Annotated in this window: 12 protein-coding genes; 3 read left to right on the forward strand and 9 right to left on the reverse strand. The window is 71.8% G+C overall.

The window, feature by feature from the left end:
- Window positions 1-9: 9 nt before the first annotated feature.
- From IE95_RS0107830 to IE95_RS0107855, 6 genes are all read right to left on the reverse strand, one after another.
- Entirely contained in the window at window positions 10-4,014 is a 4,005-nt protein-coding gene (locus IE95_RS0107830; RefSeq protein ID WP_030151070.1) for an HtaA domain-containing protein, read from the reverse strand.
- A gap of 203 nt (window positions 4,015-4,217) precedes the next feature.
- A complete protein-coding gene (locus IE95_RS0107835) occupies window positions 4,218-4,814 on the reverse strand; it encodes a LemA family protein (RefSeq protein WP_036571475.1) in 597 nt (198 codons plus the stop codon).
- Window positions 4,815-4,956: 142 nt separating this feature from the next.
- Entirely contained in the window at window positions 4,957-5,718 is a 762-nt protein-coding gene (locus IE95_RS19535; protein WP_051702876.1) for a hypothetical protein, read from the reverse strand.
- A gap of 82 nt (window positions 5,719-5,800) precedes the next feature.
- On the reverse strand, window positions 5,801-6,385 hold the full coding sequence (gene pyrE / locus IE95_RS0107845) for an orotate phosphoribosyltransferase (RefSeq protein ID WP_030151073.1): 585 nt from the start codon (window positions 6,383-6,385) through the stop codon (window positions 5,801-5,803).
- Window positions 6,386-6,395: 10 nt separating this feature from the next.
- Window positions 6,396-7,115: a hypothetical protein gene (locus IE95_RS0107850; RefSeq protein ID WP_129429512.1), complete on the reverse strand. Its 720-nt coding sequence runs from the start codon at window positions 7,113-7,115 to the stop codon at window positions 6,396-6,398.
- Window positions 7,116-7,142: 27 nt separating this feature from the next.
- On the reverse strand, window positions 7,143-7,901 hold the full coding sequence (locus tag IE95_RS0107855) for an SDR family NAD(P)-dependent oxidoreductase (protein ID WP_030151075.1): 759 nt from the start codon (window positions 7,899-7,901) through the stop codon (window positions 7,143-7,145).
- A gap of 114 nt (window positions 7,902-8,015) precedes the next feature.
- On the opposite strand from IE95_RS0107855, the gene IE95_RS0107860 reads away from it, so the two are divergent.
- Window positions 8,016-8,807 (forward strand): exodeoxyribonuclease III, encoded by a 792-nt coding sequence (locus IE95_RS0107860; RefSeq protein WP_030151076.1) that lies wholly within the window; start codon window positions 8,016-8,018, stop codon window positions 8,805-8,807.
- Between the two features lie 987 nt (window positions 8,808-9,794).
- Here IE95_RS0107860 and IE95_RS0107870 read toward each other — a convergent pair.
- Window positions 9,795-12,251, reverse strand: coding sequence for a glycoside hydrolase family 94 protein (locus IE95_RS0107870; protein ID WP_030151078.1), 2,457 nt, complete (start codon window positions 12,249-12,251; stop codon window positions 9,795-9,797).
- Window positions 12,252-12,305: 54 nt separating this feature from the next.
- Window positions 12,306-14,474, reverse strand: a complete 2,169-nt coding sequence (locus IE95_RS0107875; RefSeq protein ID WP_240666377.1) for an NTP transferase domain-containing protein — start codon at window positions 14,472-14,474, stop codon at window positions 12,306-12,308.
- Between the two features lie 347 nt (window positions 14,475-14,821).
- On the opposite strand from IE95_RS0107875, the gene IE95_RS20065 reads away from it, so the two are divergent.
- Both IE95_RS20065 and IE95_RS18775 read left to right on the forward strand, forming a co-directional pair.
- Complete coding sequence (locus tag IE95_RS20065; protein WP_164984140.1) at window positions 14,822-15,400, forward strand: DUF4190 domain-containing protein; 579 nt, start codon at window positions 14,822-14,824, stop codon at window positions 15,398-15,400.
- Window positions 15,397-16,056, forward strand: coding sequence for a DUF4190 domain-containing protein (locus IE95_RS18775; RefSeq protein ID WP_240666376.1), 660 nt, complete (start codon window positions 15,397-15,399; stop codon window positions 16,054-16,056). The genes IE95_RS20065 and IE95_RS18775 overlap by 4 nt, the downstream gene beginning before the upstream one ends.
- An 80-nt stretch (window positions 16,057-16,136) precedes the next feature.
- On the opposite strand, the gene IE95_RS0107890 is transcribed toward IE95_RS18775, so the two are convergent.
- Entirely contained in the window at window positions 16,137-16,895 is a 759-nt protein-coding gene (locus IE95_RS0107890; protein ID WP_084689958.1) for a TetR/AcrR family transcriptional regulator, read from the reverse strand.
- Window positions 16,896-16,959 lie beyond the last annotated feature (64 nt).

Consider the following 16,959-nt stretch of genomic DNA (forward strand, 5'->3'; position numbering starts at 1 on the left):
GGTGGGTCGTCAGGCGTCGGCGCGTGCCCGACGACGCTTGCTCACCGCGAGCAGGCCGGCGCCACCCAGGAGCAGCATCACGGCGAAGGCCGTGAGCGTCGCCGAGTCGGTGCCGGTGTCCGCGAGGCCCGAGTAGACGTCGCACTCGACGTCACCGCCGATCGGGAAGCTGAACGTGACGGGGGCGAGCGCCGTCCCCGGCTCGTAGAAGCCCGCGAACGCCTTGGCGCCCGCAGCGGTCAGCGTGGCGGGGGCCCCCGACCACGTGATCGTGCTGCCCGAGGTCGACTTCTTGCCCGAGAGGTTCAGGCTCGCGAACGCGACGCCCTTGCTCGTGGACTTGTTGCCCTGCATGTCGCTGCTCACGACGTCGACCACCAGGGTGCCCTTGCTGCCGTCGACCTGGACCCGCGGGTTGGAGACCCGCAGGTCGAGGATGCCGTCGTGGCCCGTGAACGTGACCGAGCCGGCGAAGCTCGCGCGTCCCTTGCCGAGGTCCGTGTTGAAGGAGCCCTTGCCGCCGCTCCACGTGAAGGACGAACCGTTCTTGACGCCGCTGGTCGAGACCGAGCCCTTCGCGATCGGCCCGGCGATGTACGCACGGAACGAGTCGCTCACGCCCCAGCTCAGGGTCGCGCCGTTGACGCCCTGCGCGTAGCACTGCTGGGCGGTGGAACCACCCGAGGTGCTGGTCGTGCCCGTGACGGTGATGACCGCGGACACCTTGTGGTTCGCGCCCTCGAGGGACAGCGTGTGCTCGCCGGGCTCGAGGTCCTTCGGGATCGTGACCGTGGCCGACGCGGCGCCGCCGGCGTTGGCCGTGACTCCGGTCGCGAGGGTACGCGGCGTCGACCGGATGATCGACGTCAGGCCCGTCTCGTTCGCCCCGAAGCCCACACCGCTGATCGTGACCTGCCCACCGGGAGCGACCTGGTAGGTCGAGAGGGTGGCCTTGGTCGTGTCGATGGGCTGCGGGGTCCCGCCGGGCTCGGTGGTCGGGAGGTCGCCCTCGTGGTCCGCCCCGACCGTGAACGTCACCGGGTCGAGCACGGTACCGGCGGCGTAGAACCCGGAGAACGCGTCCGCGCCCTCCGCGGTGAGCACCGCGGGGACCCCTGCGAACGTCTCGACGTCACCGGTGGACGTGACCGTGGCCGCGTCCAGGTCGAGGGTCGCCAGGACAACGGTCCCCTCGACGATGCCGCCGCTCGTCGTCGCGGAGCGGACGTCCATCACGAGGCCGGCCGAACCGTCCTCGGAGAGGACGACCTGCGGGTCGGAGAGGGTCGTGTCCAGGACGCCTTCGTGGGCGGCGAAGCGGACCGAGCCCGCGTACGAGACGTGGTCCTCGGCAGAGCTCGTCTGGACGAACGAGAAGACGCCGTCCGCGCCCCACGTCGCACCGCCGCCGAGCGTGATCCCCGACGGTCCGACGTAGCTGCGGAAGCTCTCCTTGAAGCCCCACCGGAGGCTGCCGACCGTCCTCGCGCCGACGACCGCGATGCTCGTCTCGCCCGTCGCGCCCAGTGCGCTCGTGACCATGACCGGGTGTGCGCCCGGGGTCAGGCCGGCCGGGACGGTCACGGTGACCTTCCCGCCCTGTGCGGTGAACGTCCCGGGCACCCCGCCGAGCCGGACCGAGGCCACGGAGTCGCCCGACCCGAGCCCCTCGACCGTCAGCGTGAGCTTCTGGCCGACCTTCACCGCGGCCGAGCCGGGAGTGACCGTGAGCGGCGCCGGGGCCGGTGCGTCGGTGTACCTGACCGGGACGGAGAGCTCCTGGGCGGCGTTCGTCACGCCGCCGGCGCCGTAGGTGTAGACACCGAACGAGCCCGTCTCCGGCCACGCGACGTCCACGCCCGAAGCCTGCTTGGGCTTGACCGTCAGCTCGGCCGTGAACTCGCCCTCGGGCGAGACCGTGACCCACTGACCACGCACCGCCCCCTGGAAAGCAGGCGAGATCGCGTCGAACCCGGCCTGGCTGAGCGCCCACCGCTGGTCGCCGACCACGCGGGCCGACGACGGTGCACCTGCGGACGGCTTCCACGCGTCGGCGAACTTCCCGAAGACCACGTACGTCCCTGCGGGGTTGCCCGCCGAGATCGGCGGACGGTTGCCCTCGGGGGCGACGTTCCCGGCCGGGTCGAACCCGGAGCCCTTCACGACGACCTTGTCCCCCGCGCGCACCAGCGTGTTACCGAGCGGCGTCGTGCCGTCGGCGGCGAAGACCTCGATCTGCGGCTCGAACACCGGGGCCGGCGCGTTGGTGAAGTTCACCGCGACCGTCTTCTCCTGCGCGGCGTTCTTCACGCCGCCCGCGGCGTACGTGTAGACACCGAACGCACCGCCCTCGATCGCGTCGAGCGTCGTGAGCTTCAGCGTCGCCGTGAACGAGCCGTCGGCGGAGATGTTCGCCCAGTCCTTGCGGATCGCGCCCTGGAACTGCGGCGGCACCTGGTCCAGCACCGACTCGGCCAGGGCCCAGACCTGCGGCCCGACCCTGCGAGCCGACGACGGCGCCCCCGTCGAGGGCTGCCAGTCCTTCGCGAACGACCCGAACACCACATAGCTGCCCTGCGGCAGGTGCGCCGGGATCGGCATCCCACGGCCCCCGACGTTCGCCGCCGGGTCGAAGCCGGTTCCCTTCACGACGATCTCGTGACCCGGACGCACCAGGGTGGTGCCGAGCGGCGTCGTCCCGTCTGCGGCGAAGACCTCGACCTTCGGCTCGAACACCGGGGTCGCGGGCTCCGCGCCCTGGAGAGTGATCGGGGTGAACGTGTCGAGCGAGCGGTCGGTGACCGACAGCCCGTGCGCGGCCGACGTGGCGACCTGGTAGGACGTCGACGCGTCGAGCGTGCCCGCCGGGACCGTGATCGTGGTCGTGAACGCGCCGTCCTTGACGAGCGTGCTCGGGACGAACACCTGCTTGACCCAGCCTGTACCGGGCAGGGCCGATCCACCGCTCCAGAGCGACGTCTCACCGAGGAGCACGTACGCGCCGTACCTCGCCCCCGCGCCGACGAACCCGGTGCCCGAGATCGTGAACGTGTTCTCGACCGCGGGGTCGACGTCCTCGGTCGGGCTGACCGTGACCTGGGGGTCCGCGACCGGGGCCGGCGGCTCGACCTGCTGGGCCGTCACGGTGTGCGTGACCGACGCCGAGGTCGAGGGCATGAACGCCGCGGCGTCCGTCGGCGTGAAGTGCGCGCTCACCGAGTGCGTGCCGACGGCCGGGGCGGGCACGTCCAGGCTCGCGACGCCGTCGGACACCGTGGCGGTGCCGAGCGGCGAGGCGCCGTCACGGAACTCGACCGTGCCCGCGGCGGCGGGGGCCACCGTCGCGCTCAGGGCGAGGGCCGTGCCCTCGACCGAGGTGCCTGCGGGTGAGACGGCGAGCGTGGTCGTCGTCGAGGTCGCGGGCGCCACCGGGAGCGGCGCGTCGAGCGTCGCCGTCAGGGTGGACATCGCCTGACCGGCGTACCGTGCGAGGTTGGCGTCCACGTCACCGAGGGCCCCTGACAGGTTGCCGTCCGCGACGACCGTGAGCGTGTCACCCTTGCGGGCGGTCGTCACCGCCACCTCCGCGACCTTGACGTCACCCGACGTCTTGGCGGGCGTGACGAAGTCCGCGGTGAGGAAGCCGGACGTCGGCGAGCTGACCGTCAGGCGCAGGTCCGAGACCGTGACGTCCAGGACGCCACCGTGGGCGCTGTAGCGCGTCGACCCACCGAATCGGACCTCCCCGACCCCCGAGACCGGGTCGACGGTCCCGCCCGCGGGCGAGTACACCGACACGCCGCCCGTCAGCGCGGGGGTGATGGTCCCCGCAGCACCGACGTAGTCGGTCCAGCTGTCCTTGAGGTTCCAGGTGGCGCTGCCGCCCGACACCGTGACGGTGTCCGCGGCCGCGCCCGCCGGAGCGACCCCGACGACGGTGAGACCGGCGACGAGCGCTCCGGTCAGGAGTGACGCGAGGGCGCGTCGGCGCCCTCCCCGTTGCGTGATGAGCACTCGATCTCCTGTGAAGGTCCAGGGCCGCCCGCGGTGGCGACGCACGGCGACGGGTCTCTCGACCACCGCCTCGTGGACCATATAAGGGCTACCTCACTAAAGCAAGGCAAACCTTATCTGGTGTGCGTGGAGTCACACCCGTGCATCGCCCGGCCCCCAGACCCTCTCCGGTGCCCGCTCAGGGACCCGCTCAGGGCTCGCTCTCAGCGGTCGACGATCGACCCGTTCCCGTGGAAGTCGACACGCGGCGCGGCACGCACCGCCGGGTTCTCGACCTCGAAGTACTCCGCCCGCTGGAACCCGAACATCCGCGCCACGACGTTCGGCGGGAACGTCTCGACCTTCGTGTTCAACGTGCGCACGTTCGCGTTGTAGAACCGGCGACCGGCCGCGATGCGGTCCTCGGTGTTCGTCAGCTCGTCCTGGAGCCGACCGAAGTTCTCGCTCGCCCGCAGCACCGGGTAGGCCTCGGCGACCGCGAACAGCCGCCCCAGGGCCTGCGTCAGCTGGTTCTCCTTGGCCGCCTGGTCCGCAGGACCCGACGCCGGGCCGGCCGCGGCCGCACGAGCCGCCGCGACCTCGTCGAACACGCCGCGCTCGTGCGCCGCGTACCCCTTCACGGTCTCCATGAGGTTCGGGATGAGGTCGTGACGACGGTGCAGCTCGACGTCGATCTGGCGCCACGACTCCTGCACCAGGTTCCGCAGCCGGACGAAGCCGTTGTACTGCGCGACCGCCCAGAACAGGACGATCAGGACGACGATGCCGATGACGATCAAGGCGATGGTGCCGCCTGTCATGCTGCCCCCTTGGGCTGAGCCGGTCGGACCGCCCGCCCGAGCATCGCACGACCGGACCTGACGGACCGGGCGCGAGACGCCGTCGGGCGACGCGGAAGGTAGGTGCATCGTAGCGGTGCGACCACCCGCCGGACCGCGCGGCTCACGGCGCCGGCGTGCCCCACGGCGGAACCTCGGCCGCCGACCCCGCGCCGGCGCCGCCCGGCCCTCGCGGCGGCCTCTCCGCACGCCGCGGCGGGAGCGCCCCTCGATCCAGCCACACGAAGTCCGGGACCGCGTCGACGACCACCGCGAGCCGCGAGAGCATCGGGAAGACGTTGTCCGGCACCGTCCTCCCGCCCGTCCACGCGAGGATCGCGTCACCCTCGATCCGCAGGAACCGGCGCTCGAAGTCCGCCTCCAGCAGCCGGTGCATGGTCCGCGGGTGCAGCACGTCGTGCGCGAACCGCAGGTCGCTCGACTCGACCCGCCACGCCCGGTTGAAGGCGTCCGACTCGAGCTGGATGTCCTGGCCCCCGAACACCTTGGCCAGCTTCGCGCCGAGCCCCTCGGGCGTGAGCTGGAGCGTCGGGAACGACACGTCGAGCAGCAGCGCGACCACGTGCGCGGAGTGGGTCGTCGACTCCTTGCCCGAGCCCGTGGTCCACGAGTACGTGAAGGACAGAGCCGAGCGCCCCTCGAACGGCCCCGTCAGGACCTCGGTCGCACGCCGCGAGCGCCCCTCGTCGAACGGAGCCCCCCGCCATCGGCGCGCGAGCGCAGGATCCACGCCGTGGTGCTCCCACCCGTTCGCCGCCGCCCAGCGCTCGAGCAGCGCGATCCGCGCCCGGTGCCCCCACCAGCCGACGAGCACCCCCGCGACGGCGAGCAGCGCCATCACGACCACGAACCACGAACCGTCCATCGCTCCCCCTGCTCGTCGGGACCCGTCAGGTCAGCGGGCCGGCCAGGCCAGTCAGGCCCGTCGCGGGCCCGTCGCGGGCCCGTCAGGCCAGGTCGAAGTCGGTCAGGCCGAAGATCGAGTGGTACGGCACGCCGAGCGCCTCGATCTTCTCGCGCGCCCCCGTGTCGCGGTCCATGATCGTCGCGACACCCACGACCTCGGCGCCCGCAGCCCGCGCCGCCTCGATCGCCGTGATGGGCGAGCCGCCCGTCGTGGTCGTGTCCTCGACGACGACGACCCGGCGCCCCGCGATCTCCGGCCCCTCGATCTGGCGCTGCATGCCGTGCGCCTTGGCCGCCTTGCGGACCACGAACGCGTCGAGGTCCTGACCGCGCGAGGCGGCGGCGTGCAGGAGCGCGGTCGCGATCGGGTCGGCGCCCAGCGTCAGGCCGCCCACGGCGTCGACCTCGGCCGTGCCCAGCCCGACCTCCTCGAGCTGGTCCAGCAGGACGTGCCCGATCAGCGGGGCCGCACGGTGGTGCAGCGTGACGCGGCGCAGGTCCACGTAGTAGTCGGCCTCCTTGCCGGAGGACAGCGTCACCTTCCCGTGCACGATCGCGAGCTCGGCGATCAGGTCGCGGAGCTGCTCGCGGGGTGTCGGGGACAGGTGCGTGGAGGTCTCGGTCATGGGGTCAAGGCTAACGGTCCGGCGCCTGCGCCGGCCGTGCGTCCTCGCCCTCCGGACGCCCGGGGGCACCGACGTGCCCGAGCACACCGGCGAGCAGCAGCGCGAGGTCGCGCACGTCCTCGACCGGCGCCGGGCCGTCCGTCCACGACAGGAGCGCTCCCGACTCGAACCGCAGCCGCGTCCCGGCGTACGCGGGGGCCAGGAGCTCCTGCCGCACGCGCGCCGTCAGGAGCTCGTGAGCCGCGAGCTCGTCGGGGGCCCGCACCGTCCAGGCCGCGGCGAACGCGGGTTCGTCGAACACGACCTCGCGCCCCACGACCCGCTGGACCGACGGCTGCCGGTAGCCCACGGGCACGACCTCGACCGTCGGGACGTCCCACGGGGCGTCGAGGGCCACGACCTGGCACTCGACCATCGTGGGGCGTCCGCGGCCCGCCATGGTCGCGGCCGAGCGCCACGCGTACCGGAACGTCGTCAGCGGGCGGCCCTCGAACGTCCCTCGCCGCAGGTCCTCGACACGGCCCCGGTCCTGGACGTCGAACGGGGCGCCCCGCCACCGGTCGAGCAACGCGTCCTCGGGCGGTGCGCCCTCCCAGCCGAGGTCACGGAGCAGCGCGTCCTGCGTTCCCCGCCGCGCCCGCCGGGCGACGACGCCCAGCACGGCCACCGCGACCACGAGCACCAGCAGGACCCCCAGCACGACCAGCCCGACGACGGACTCCCTGCTCATGTGCACCTCCCCCTGCGCCGCACTCCCCTAGCGTCCCTCGAACGCCCGGACGGCCGCGCGCGGCGCGACCCGCAGCAGTCCCGACGCCAGGCGGTACCGCAGCGAGGGCGTCGAGATCACGACGCCGCGGCGCACGTCTGCGAGGGCGGCCGCGACGACCCGGTCGGCGTTCAGCCACGCGACCTCGGGCAGCTGCGTGTAGTCGATCCCGGCGCGCTCGTGGAACTCGGTGTGCGTGAGCCCGGGGCACAGGGCCGTGGCCGTGACGCCCGTCCCGCGCAGCTCGACCGCGAGCCCCTCGGTGAAGGTCCGCACCCACGCCTTGGCGGCCGAGTAGGTCCCGCTCGCGGTGAGCGCCGCGACCGACGCGACGTTCAGGATCGCGCCGCGCCCGCGCTCGGTCATCTGGCCCGCCGCGGCGTGCGACAGCACGAGGACGGCGCGCACCATGACGTCCAGGGCCGTGACCTCGGCGTCGACGTCGCCGCCCACGAAGCGCTGGTGCACCGCGTAGCCGGCGTTGTTGACGAGCAGGCCCACGGGGCGATCCTCGGGTTCCACGAGGGCGAGACGCGCTGCGACGCGCGCGACGTCGTCGGGCACCGAGAGGTCCGCCGGGAGCACCTGGACCCGCACGCCCGCGGCCGCACGGATCTGCGCCGCGACACGCTCGAGGCGTTCCTCGTCGCGCGCGACGAGGACCAGGTCGTGACGGGCCGTCGCCAGCTGCCACGCGAACTCGAGCCCCAGGCCGGCGCTGGCGCCGGTGATCAGTGCAGTCGCCATGGCCTCAGCCTAGGGGGCGCGGGGCGGTCAGGAGACCCGCACGCCCGACGGCGCCGCGCACCCGCTCCCGCCGCCTCGCCCCACGGCGTCGGCCGCCCCGGATAGCCTGTCGCCATGCGTCTCGCCACCTGGAACATCAACTCGATCCGAGCCCGCGCCGAGCGGGCCGTCGCCTTCCTCGAACGATCGGGCACCGACGTGCTCGCGCTGCAGGAGACCAAGTGCAAGGACGCCCAGTTCCCGCACGAGGTCTTCGAGGCCGCGGGCTACGAGGTCGCGCACTTCGGCCTGAGCCAGTGGAACGGCGTCGCGATCGCCTCCCGCGTGGGCATCGAGGACGTCGAGACGGGCTTCGCGACGCAGCCACACTTCGGGGCCGAGCCGCACCTGGAGGCCCGCGCGATCGGGGCGACGTGCGGAGGCGTGCGCGTGTGGAGCCTGTACGTGCCCCACGGCCGCGCGCTCGACGACCCGCACTACCCGTACAAGCTCGAGTGGCTGCACAACCTGCGCACCCAGGCCGCGGGATGGCTCGAGGCCGACCCCGCGGCGCAGGTCGCGCTCGTCGGGGACTGGAACGTCGCGCCGCTCGACACCGACGTGTGGGACCCGGCCGTGTTCGCGGGGCACACGCACACCTCCCCGGCCGAGAGGGCGGCGTTCTCGGCGTTCGCGGCGGCCGGGTACAACGAGGTCACGCGGGACTTCTTCCCCGAGGAGCACAAGTACACGTACTGGGACTACCAGCAGCTGCGCTTCCCCAAGAACCAGGGCATGCGGATCGACTACGCCTACCTGTCGCCCGCGCTGCGTGCCCGCGCGACGGGCGTCGAGATCGACCGCGACGAGCGCAAGGGCAAGGGCGCCTCGGACCACGTCCCGGTCATCGTGGACCTGACAGACTGACGTCCCGCCCTCCGGAAACGCTGAGTGCGGAGTTCTTGTGCGACATGCCGGGCGTGTCGCACAAGAACTCCGCACCCACGGGTCGGTGACCCGACACAGGAGGCTGTGGACGGCCCTGTTCTCCACAGGGCGGTCGCTCACCCAGCGCTGAGCGACCGACGTCCGGCAGCCTGCTCGAATGACGACGCCACCTCGGCCCGAAGGCCCGTTCCTTGCCCGCACCGCGCTCGCTGCCGGGGAGTCGCCGCACGAGCTCCGCCAACCGTGGTGGGGGTCGCCGTTCCGTGGAGTCCGGACCGTCGGGGAGCAGGACCCCCACGACGTCACGGCACGGTGCCGGGCAGCCGCGCTGTTCGTCCCGCCCCCGGCAGCGTTCAGTCACGTCACCGCCCTACGTCTCCTCGGTGTCGAGGTCCCCTGGAGGATGGAACGACGCCCAGGATCGTCAGTCACCGCTCCGGACGACGTCGAACCGCTGCACGTCGTCGCACCGCGGCGAGCCCAGCGCTCGACCCGGGCGGGGATCGTCTGGCACTTCTGCGGTCAGTCGAACCTGACGACGGTGCTGCATCAGGGGCTGCTCGTGACGTCGGCTGCTCAGACCTGGCTCCATCTGTCGCACCGGCTGACCATCGACGAGCTGGTCGTCCTGGGCGACGCGATGCTCCGGCGCAAGGGAGCGGCCACGAACCTCGCCGAGCTGCGCACCCTCACGGACTCGACCCGCAAGATGAAGGGGCTGACGAAGGCCCGCGCTGCGCTCGATCTCGTCCAGACTGGTACGGACTCCAGCATGGAGACCAGGGCCAGGCTCCTGCTTGTCCACGCCGGGCTTCCCTGCCCGGTCGTCAACCGGGCGGCGATCGACGACCAGGGCCGTTTCCTCGCCCTGCCCGACATGTCCTACCCCGAGCGACGCATCGCGATCGAGTACGACGGCGACGTCCACCGCACCGACCCCGCCACCTGGCGGCGCGGACGCTGGGGTCAGCCCAGAGTGACTACCACCTTGACCTCGGAGCCCTCGGGCTGCACCGGGACCGGCTGCGTCGGGTCGAGCGGGGCGCCGTCGAGCGTCACCGACTTCACGCCCTTGGACACGTGGTCGGGGTTGCGGACCTCGATCTCGTAGACCGCCCCGCGCCACTCACGGCGCACCTCGAAGCCGTCCCAGTCCTTGGGGATCGACGGGTCGACGACCAGGCCGTCGAGGGCCAGGCGCACACCGAGGATGTACTTCGTCGCGGCCGTGTACATCCAGCCCGCCGTACCCGTGAGCCACGGGTTCTGCGCCTTGCCGAACCACTCGTGGTCGCGGCCGTACAGGAACTGCACGTAGGCGTAGGGCTCGGCCCCGCGGACCTCGATGTTGTCGTTCTGGTTGTACGGCAGGATCGCGTCGTAGAACTGCACGGCCTCGTCACCGCGGCCCAGCATGGCCTCGGCGATGATCGGCCACGCGTTCGGGTGCGAGAAGATCGCCGCGTTCTCCTTGATGCCCGGGTACACGCGCGTCACGAAGCCGACCGTGTCGTCGATCTTGGTGAACGCCGGCCAGTTCAGGTGGTTGCCGTACTCCGACCCCAGGAGCTCGCGCACCGAGTCCATCGACGCCACGCCACGCTCCTGCGTCGTGATGCCCGCGATGACGGGCCACGCCTGGTGCTCGAGGAAGATCTTGCCCTCGTCGTTGTCGTTCGAGCCGATCTTGACGCCGTCACGCGTGTAGCCGCGGATCCACCAGGCGCCGTCCCAGAGCTGGGTGTCGGCGACCTTCGCGATGCGCTCGAGCTCGGCCTCGTACTTGGCGACGTCCGCTGCCGCGCTCTGGTCCCCGCCGGCCGCACGGTGCCGTGCGACCTCCAGGAACGCCTGGATGGCCCACGCGTGCAGGAACGTGACCAGCGAGGTCTCGCCGCCGCCGAGGTTGAGGCAGTCGTTCCAGTCCGCACGCAGCCCCAGGGCCACGCCGTTCTGGCCGATCTGCTCGCTCGAGAAGTCGAGCGCACGCGTGAGGTGCTCGTACACCGTGGCGGGCGTGCCCTCGGCGAACGGGATCACCTCGTCGAGGAACTCGAGGCGACCGGTCTCCTTGACGAACTCCACGACCGACGGCACGAGCCACAGGTGGTCGTCCGAGCACGTGTCCTCGAGCCCGTGGATGAGGTCCTTGGGGTCGGGCGTCGGGACGATCGTGGGCGACGGGACGTCGGGCAGCTTGGGCGCGTCCGGGTCGAACGCCTTGGGCTCGAACAGGTGCAGGCCGTACCCGGCCTCCGTCTGGGCCCGCAGGAGCTCGACGATGCGCTGATGCGTCTTGGTCGGGTTGGTGTGGATGACGCTCATGACGTCCTGAGCCGTGTCGCGGAAGCCCAGGCCGCTGCGGCCACCGACCTCGACGAACGACGCGAACCGCGACCACACGACACAGGTCTCCGCCTGGAGCAGCGTCCACGAGTTGATCATGGTGTTCATGCCCTCGTGGGGCGTGCGGATGCGCAGCTTGTCCTGCTTGGCCTTCCAGTACGCGGCCAGGCGTGCACGCTCGGCGTCGACGGTCGCGACGTCCGCGTACTTGGCCTGCATCGCACGTCCGGCCTCGGCGCGCGAGCCGTAGCCGAGCATGTAGACCAGGCGCTTGGTCTCACCCGGCTGGAGCGTGATCTTGTGCTGGAGCGAGCCGCAGTGGTTCTGCGTCGTCGCGCTCTCGTTCGAGCCGTGCCCGCGCTCGATCGCGATCGGGTTGGCCTCCGAGCGGTAGGGGCCGATGAAGTTGTCGCGCAGCGAGTCGTACGACGACGGCGTCTCGCTCGACGCGAAGTAGTGGAACGTCCACGGCTCGTAGTAGGCGTCGTACTCGATGATGCCGTCCTCGTAGGACGAACCCGTCGAGTAGAGCGACATCTGCAGGTTCTGGTTGTCGATCGTGATCGTGTGGAAGGAGAACTCCACGTACGACCCGACGCTCAGCTCGCGGACCTCGTCGGTCGTGTTCGTCAGGCGCACGTCCCAGATCTCGACGTCGTCGTCCAGGGGGATGAAGATCGTCTGCTGGGCGTCGATGCCCTTGTACTGCGCCTCGAACGTCGAGTAGCTCAGGCCGTGGCGCGTCGTCCAGCGACCGGCACCGCCTGAGGGGTCCAGTGGCGCCCCGTCCTCCGCGAGCGGCTTGCCCACCGGCTGCCACGACACCGACCAGAAGTCGCCGTCGGCCTCGTCACGCAGGTACACGTAGTGCCCCGGGCGGTCGAGCGGGACGCCGTTCTGGCGGAACCGCGAGATGCGACCCGTCTGCGCCGACTTGTAGTACGAGTAGCCGCCGCCGTTGTGCGACAGCACGGTGCAGAAGTCCTTGGTGCCCAGGTAGTTCGTCCACGAGACGGGGACGTCTGGGCGCTCGATGACGTACTCGTCACGAGCGGTGTCGAAGTGGCCGTAGCGCATCGTCGGGTCGGTTCCTGTCGGTGAGAGGTGCGGGTGGGTGGGGGGTGCTCGGGCTCAGACGCCGGCGGTGACGAAGCCCTTGAGCCAGTCGAGCAGCTCGGCGGCCTTCTCGGGCGAGTCCGCCTCGACGAACATGCGCAGGACGGGCTCGGTCCCGGAGAACCGCAGGAGCGCCCAGTTGTCGTTCTCGAGGACGATCTTGGTGCCGTCGAGGTGGGAGATGCTCACGACCGGGTAGGGGCCGATGTGCGTGAGCGGGTCCGCCTCGAGGCGGCGGGGCACGGCGACCCGCATCTCCGGCGTGGAGTCCACACCGGCCTCGAGCGTGTAGAGGCGCCCCGTGATCTCGTAGATCATCTCGCGGAGCTCGGAGATCTTCTTGCCCGTGCGGGCCAGCATCTCCACGACCAGGGCGCACGCGAAGATGCCGTCCTTGCCGAGGATCCAGCCGCGGACCGTGAGGCCGCCCGACGACTCGCCGCCGAGGACGGCGCCGATCTCCTCCATGCCGGCCGTGACGTGCTTGAACCCGACCTTGACCTCGCGCGACTCCTCACCGAAGTGCGCGGCGAGCCGGTCCAGCAGGTGCGTCGTCGCCAGGTTGCGCACGACGCCGCCCTTCTCGCCACGGAACTCGTGCAGGTACCAGTACAGGAGGAGCAGGAGGTCGTTCGTCGAGATGTACTCGCCCGTCTCGTCGACGATCCCGATGCGGTCCGAGTCGCCGTCGGTCGCCATGCCCAGGTCGTAGCGGCCACCGCCCTGCTGGATCATCGAGATCAGCGTGGACAGCCGCTGGAGGTCCGGTGCGGGGGCGATGCCACCGAACAGCGGGTTGTGCGACGCGTGGATGAACTCGGAACGCACGCGCATGTCGTTGAGGATCGTGCCGAGCGTGAGCTGGCTCGTGCCGTACATCGGGTCGACGATCACGCGCAGGTCCGAGCCGCGGACGGCGTCGACGTCGACGATCTTCTCGATCGCGTCGACGTAGGGCTCGGTGAGGACCCTGTCCACGACGAGGCCGGCCTTGCGCGCGACCGCGAGGTCGAGCGTGATGACGTCGTCGACGCTGAGCGCGTTGGCCTCGTCCTGGTAACGGTCGGTCTCGTCGTCCAGGGGCAGCGAGCCGTCCTGGCGGAACACCTTCATGCCGTTCCACTCGGGCGGGTTGTGGCTCGAGGTGACGATGATGCCGTACGCCGCGCCGAGGTACGGGGCGGCGAACGTCACGAGGGGCGTGGGGACGTCGTCGGGCAGGAGCGTGACCGGGATGTTGTTGCCCGCGAAGACCTCGGCCGCCGCGATCGCCGACTCGCGCGAGAGGAAGCGGCGGTCGCCGCCGATCACGACGCCCAGGCCGTCGATGCCCTTGCGGACCGTCTCGTTCGCGATCGCCTGGCACAGACGGCGCACGTTGGCGAGCGTGTAGCCCTCACCGATGATCGCGCGCCACCCGCCCGTGCCGAACACGATCTTCGTGTCGGTGTTCTTCTTGGGCATGAACAGGCGCTTGAGGAGGATGTCCGCGGCCTCCTGCAGCTCGTCGGCGGTGTTGATGCCCCGGACCTCGTCGGTGTCGTAGATGCGGTACGACGAGATGCTCTTGTGCTTGGCGATGACCCGGCGCGCGAGCTCGGTGAGCCGGTGCTCGCCCCCGGCGACCATGGCCTCGAGCTCGGTGAACAGCAGGCTCGGGGCCGCGACGTAGGCGCCCACGTTGACCTCGATGGGCTCGCCGTCGGCGTGCGCGTCGGCAGGCCGGTCCTCCTCCTCGAGGATCGCGGTGATCTCGCCGTCGTGGCGGACGATGCGTCCGTAGGTGGGCAGGTCCTCGGTCACCACGGCTGCGAGCAACGACAGGTCGGCGCCCTTGAGCGTGTGGCGGGTCAGGAGCCCCAGCAGAGACTCGGAGCGCAGGAGCGGGGTGTCCGCGTAGGCCACGAGGACCTCGCTCGCGGGCGTCCCGAGCGCCTCGACCGCAGCGCGGGCCGCGAGCACGGCACCGCCCGTCCCCGGCAGGTCCCGCTGCTCGACGTACCGGAATCCTTCGCCCAGCAGCCCGCGGACGGTCGTGTCGCCGGGCGCCACGACGACCACGATGCGGTCGTCGGAGATGATCTTGCGGACGTTCGCGACCGCGAGCTGGACGACGGTCGCGTCGCCGAGCGGGCGGGTGATGAGCTCGCGGGACTCGTCGTCGTGACCTGCGGCGAGAACCACCGCCGCTCGATCGTTCGTCGTGGCGGAAACCTGTACGGCCTGTGGCAGGGTCATGACGTCCTCACTGCTCGGTGATGCGTCGTGCGCGGCCCGTGCAGACCGCGCTCGGTAGGGCACCGGAGAGCCGAGCGAAAAAAGCACGACTCCTTCCAAATCCCTCGCGCGAGGGACCGCGGATGCCCGGTACCACCACCGATCATAGACGCGACGAGCGGCGTCCCGAAGGCCCCCGGGGGCTTTGGGGTGGAATCCTCACAAAATATTCGTCCACCGCGCTGGTGCGTGCCCGGCACAGCGACCTGTGGGTGCTCTCGGCAGGGGGGGCGCGCCATGGCTACGGTTCTCCCATGACGACACCTCCGCCGCAGGACTCGGGCACCCCGGACCAGGATCCGTTCTCTCCACCGGTCGCTCCGTACGCCCCCAGTGGAGCGTCGCGTCAGCCCCCGCTCGTGCCCTACCGCCCCCCGTACGGCGCGGACGAGGCCCCCGGCCCGTACGCCGCGCCAGGCACCCCCGTGTACGGGACGGCCCCGGAGGTGTACGGGGCCCCCACCTCCGACGGCGGGTTCCCACCTCAGCCCACGGGGTACGGTCCCGGCCACCCGGTCGGCTACGGCCCGGGTCACCCCTCCGGGTACGGTCCTCAGCCGGGCTGGTCGCCAGCACCCTCGTGGAACGCCTCGTTCGCCCCTCTGCCCCGGCAGAACGGCCTGGCCCTCGCGTCGATGATCACGTCGCTCGCGGGACTGCTCCTGTGCATGGTCCCGGGGATCGTCGGGCTGGTCCTCGGCATCGTGGCGCTGCAGCAGATCGGGCGCGACGGGACGACGGGTCGTGGCTTCGCGATCACGGGCGTCGCGGTGGGCGCGGTCGGCACGGCCTTCGTGCTGCTCTGGTTCTTCGCGACGGTGGGGACCTGGTGAGCATCCCGCCCTCCCCGCACGGGTACGACCAGGACGTCTACTACGCACCCGGTTGGCAGCCCGCTCCTGCGCGGATCGAGCCGCTGGCCGTCGCAGCCCTCCCGACCGGGCTGCTGCTCGGCCCCGTCGGGGTGGGGGTCGGGGCGGTGGCGCTCACGCGCATCCGGCGGGACGGCACGAGGGGCACGGGCCTCGCCTGGGCGGGCATCGCCCTGGGGGTCGCGGTGACGCTGACGGCGATCGCCGTCGTGGTCGCCCTGCTCGTCGGGGATGCCGCGACGCGTCCGCTGCCCGCCGAGGTGAGCGAGCCGCGGTCCGCGCACGCCCGTCAGCTCGTCCTGGGAGCCTGCCTGGCCGACCTGCCCGACGACGGCGAGGTCTCCACGGTCCGGGTCGTCCCGTGCACGGACCCGCACGAGGCCGAGGTCGTCGCGAGGACGGACTTCCCCGCGGACGCGGCGTGGCCGGGGCAGGACGCGGCAGACGCCCGGGTGTCGCGGGTGTGCACGCCCGCGGTGCTGTCGGCAGACGTCCCGGCGGACGACGTCGAGCTGTTCGTGTGGTCGCCGTCCGAGGCGTCGTGGGCGCAGGGTGACCGGACCGGGCTCTGCGTCGCGAGCACCGGGGCGCTCACGGAGGGTTCCCTGATCGACTGATCGCGTCCCGTGCGAGGGCCCGACGGCGTCGCTCACCGTGGGTATGGGCGTCACCACCGCAGCGCTGGTCGACCGGGCGGTCAGCGCGAGGGGTCTGTGCCGTCCGCGGTCTCCCCGGCGGGCTCGGTGGACCCGGCCGTCGCGTCGGGCAGGATCAGCGACAGGTAGGACCGCAGGCCGGCCGCCATGTCGACGGGCGGGCGCGGCCCGTCGCGCTCGAGCAGGAACTGCACCTGCAGCCCGTCCATGAGGGCGACGATGGCTCGGGCGGTCGCGGCGACGTCGGCACCGGCGCGCAGCTGCCCCCTGGCCGCCCGCCGCGCGAGCTCCTGACGGCTGCGCTGGAGGACCTCGTCGTAGCGGCGCTGGAAGTAGTGGTGCGCGGGGTGGTCGGGGGCCGTGGCCTCGGCCGACAGGATGCAGAAGAGCTCGACGATCCCGGGGCGGGCGGCGTTGCGCTCGACGACGCGCACGAGGGCGTCGAAGTAGTCGAGACCTTGCTCGAGGTCGGCCTCGAGCAGCGCGAAGTCCACGGTGTCGCGGTGCTCGAGGACGGCCTGGAGGAGCACCTCCTTGGTCGGGAAGTGGTGCAGCAGACCGGGGTGGGAGATCCCGACGCGCGAGGAGATCTCGCGGAGCGAGGCCGAGTGGTAGCCGACCTCGCCGAACAGGCCGGTGGCCGCCTCGAGGATCTCGTCGCGCTTGGCGCGCCCCTTGGCGTATCCACGGGACGCGGTCCCGGTGGAAGCGCCCGGCGTGACGCGCCGGGCGGGCGGGCGCTGCGCCGTCGGGCCTTCGCTCGGGCGTGGCTGCGTGGTCTTGGACGTCGTGCTGGGCATGTGCCCTCCCCCGTGAGTGTGTCCGTGCCCGGTCCTGCGGCGCTTACCACGGTGGACCGGTCAC

Source organism: Oerskovia turbata (assembly GCF_000718325.1).
Lineage (GTDB): Bacteria > Actinomycetota > Actinomycetes > Actinomycetales > Cellulomonadaceae > Oerskovia > Oerskovia turbata.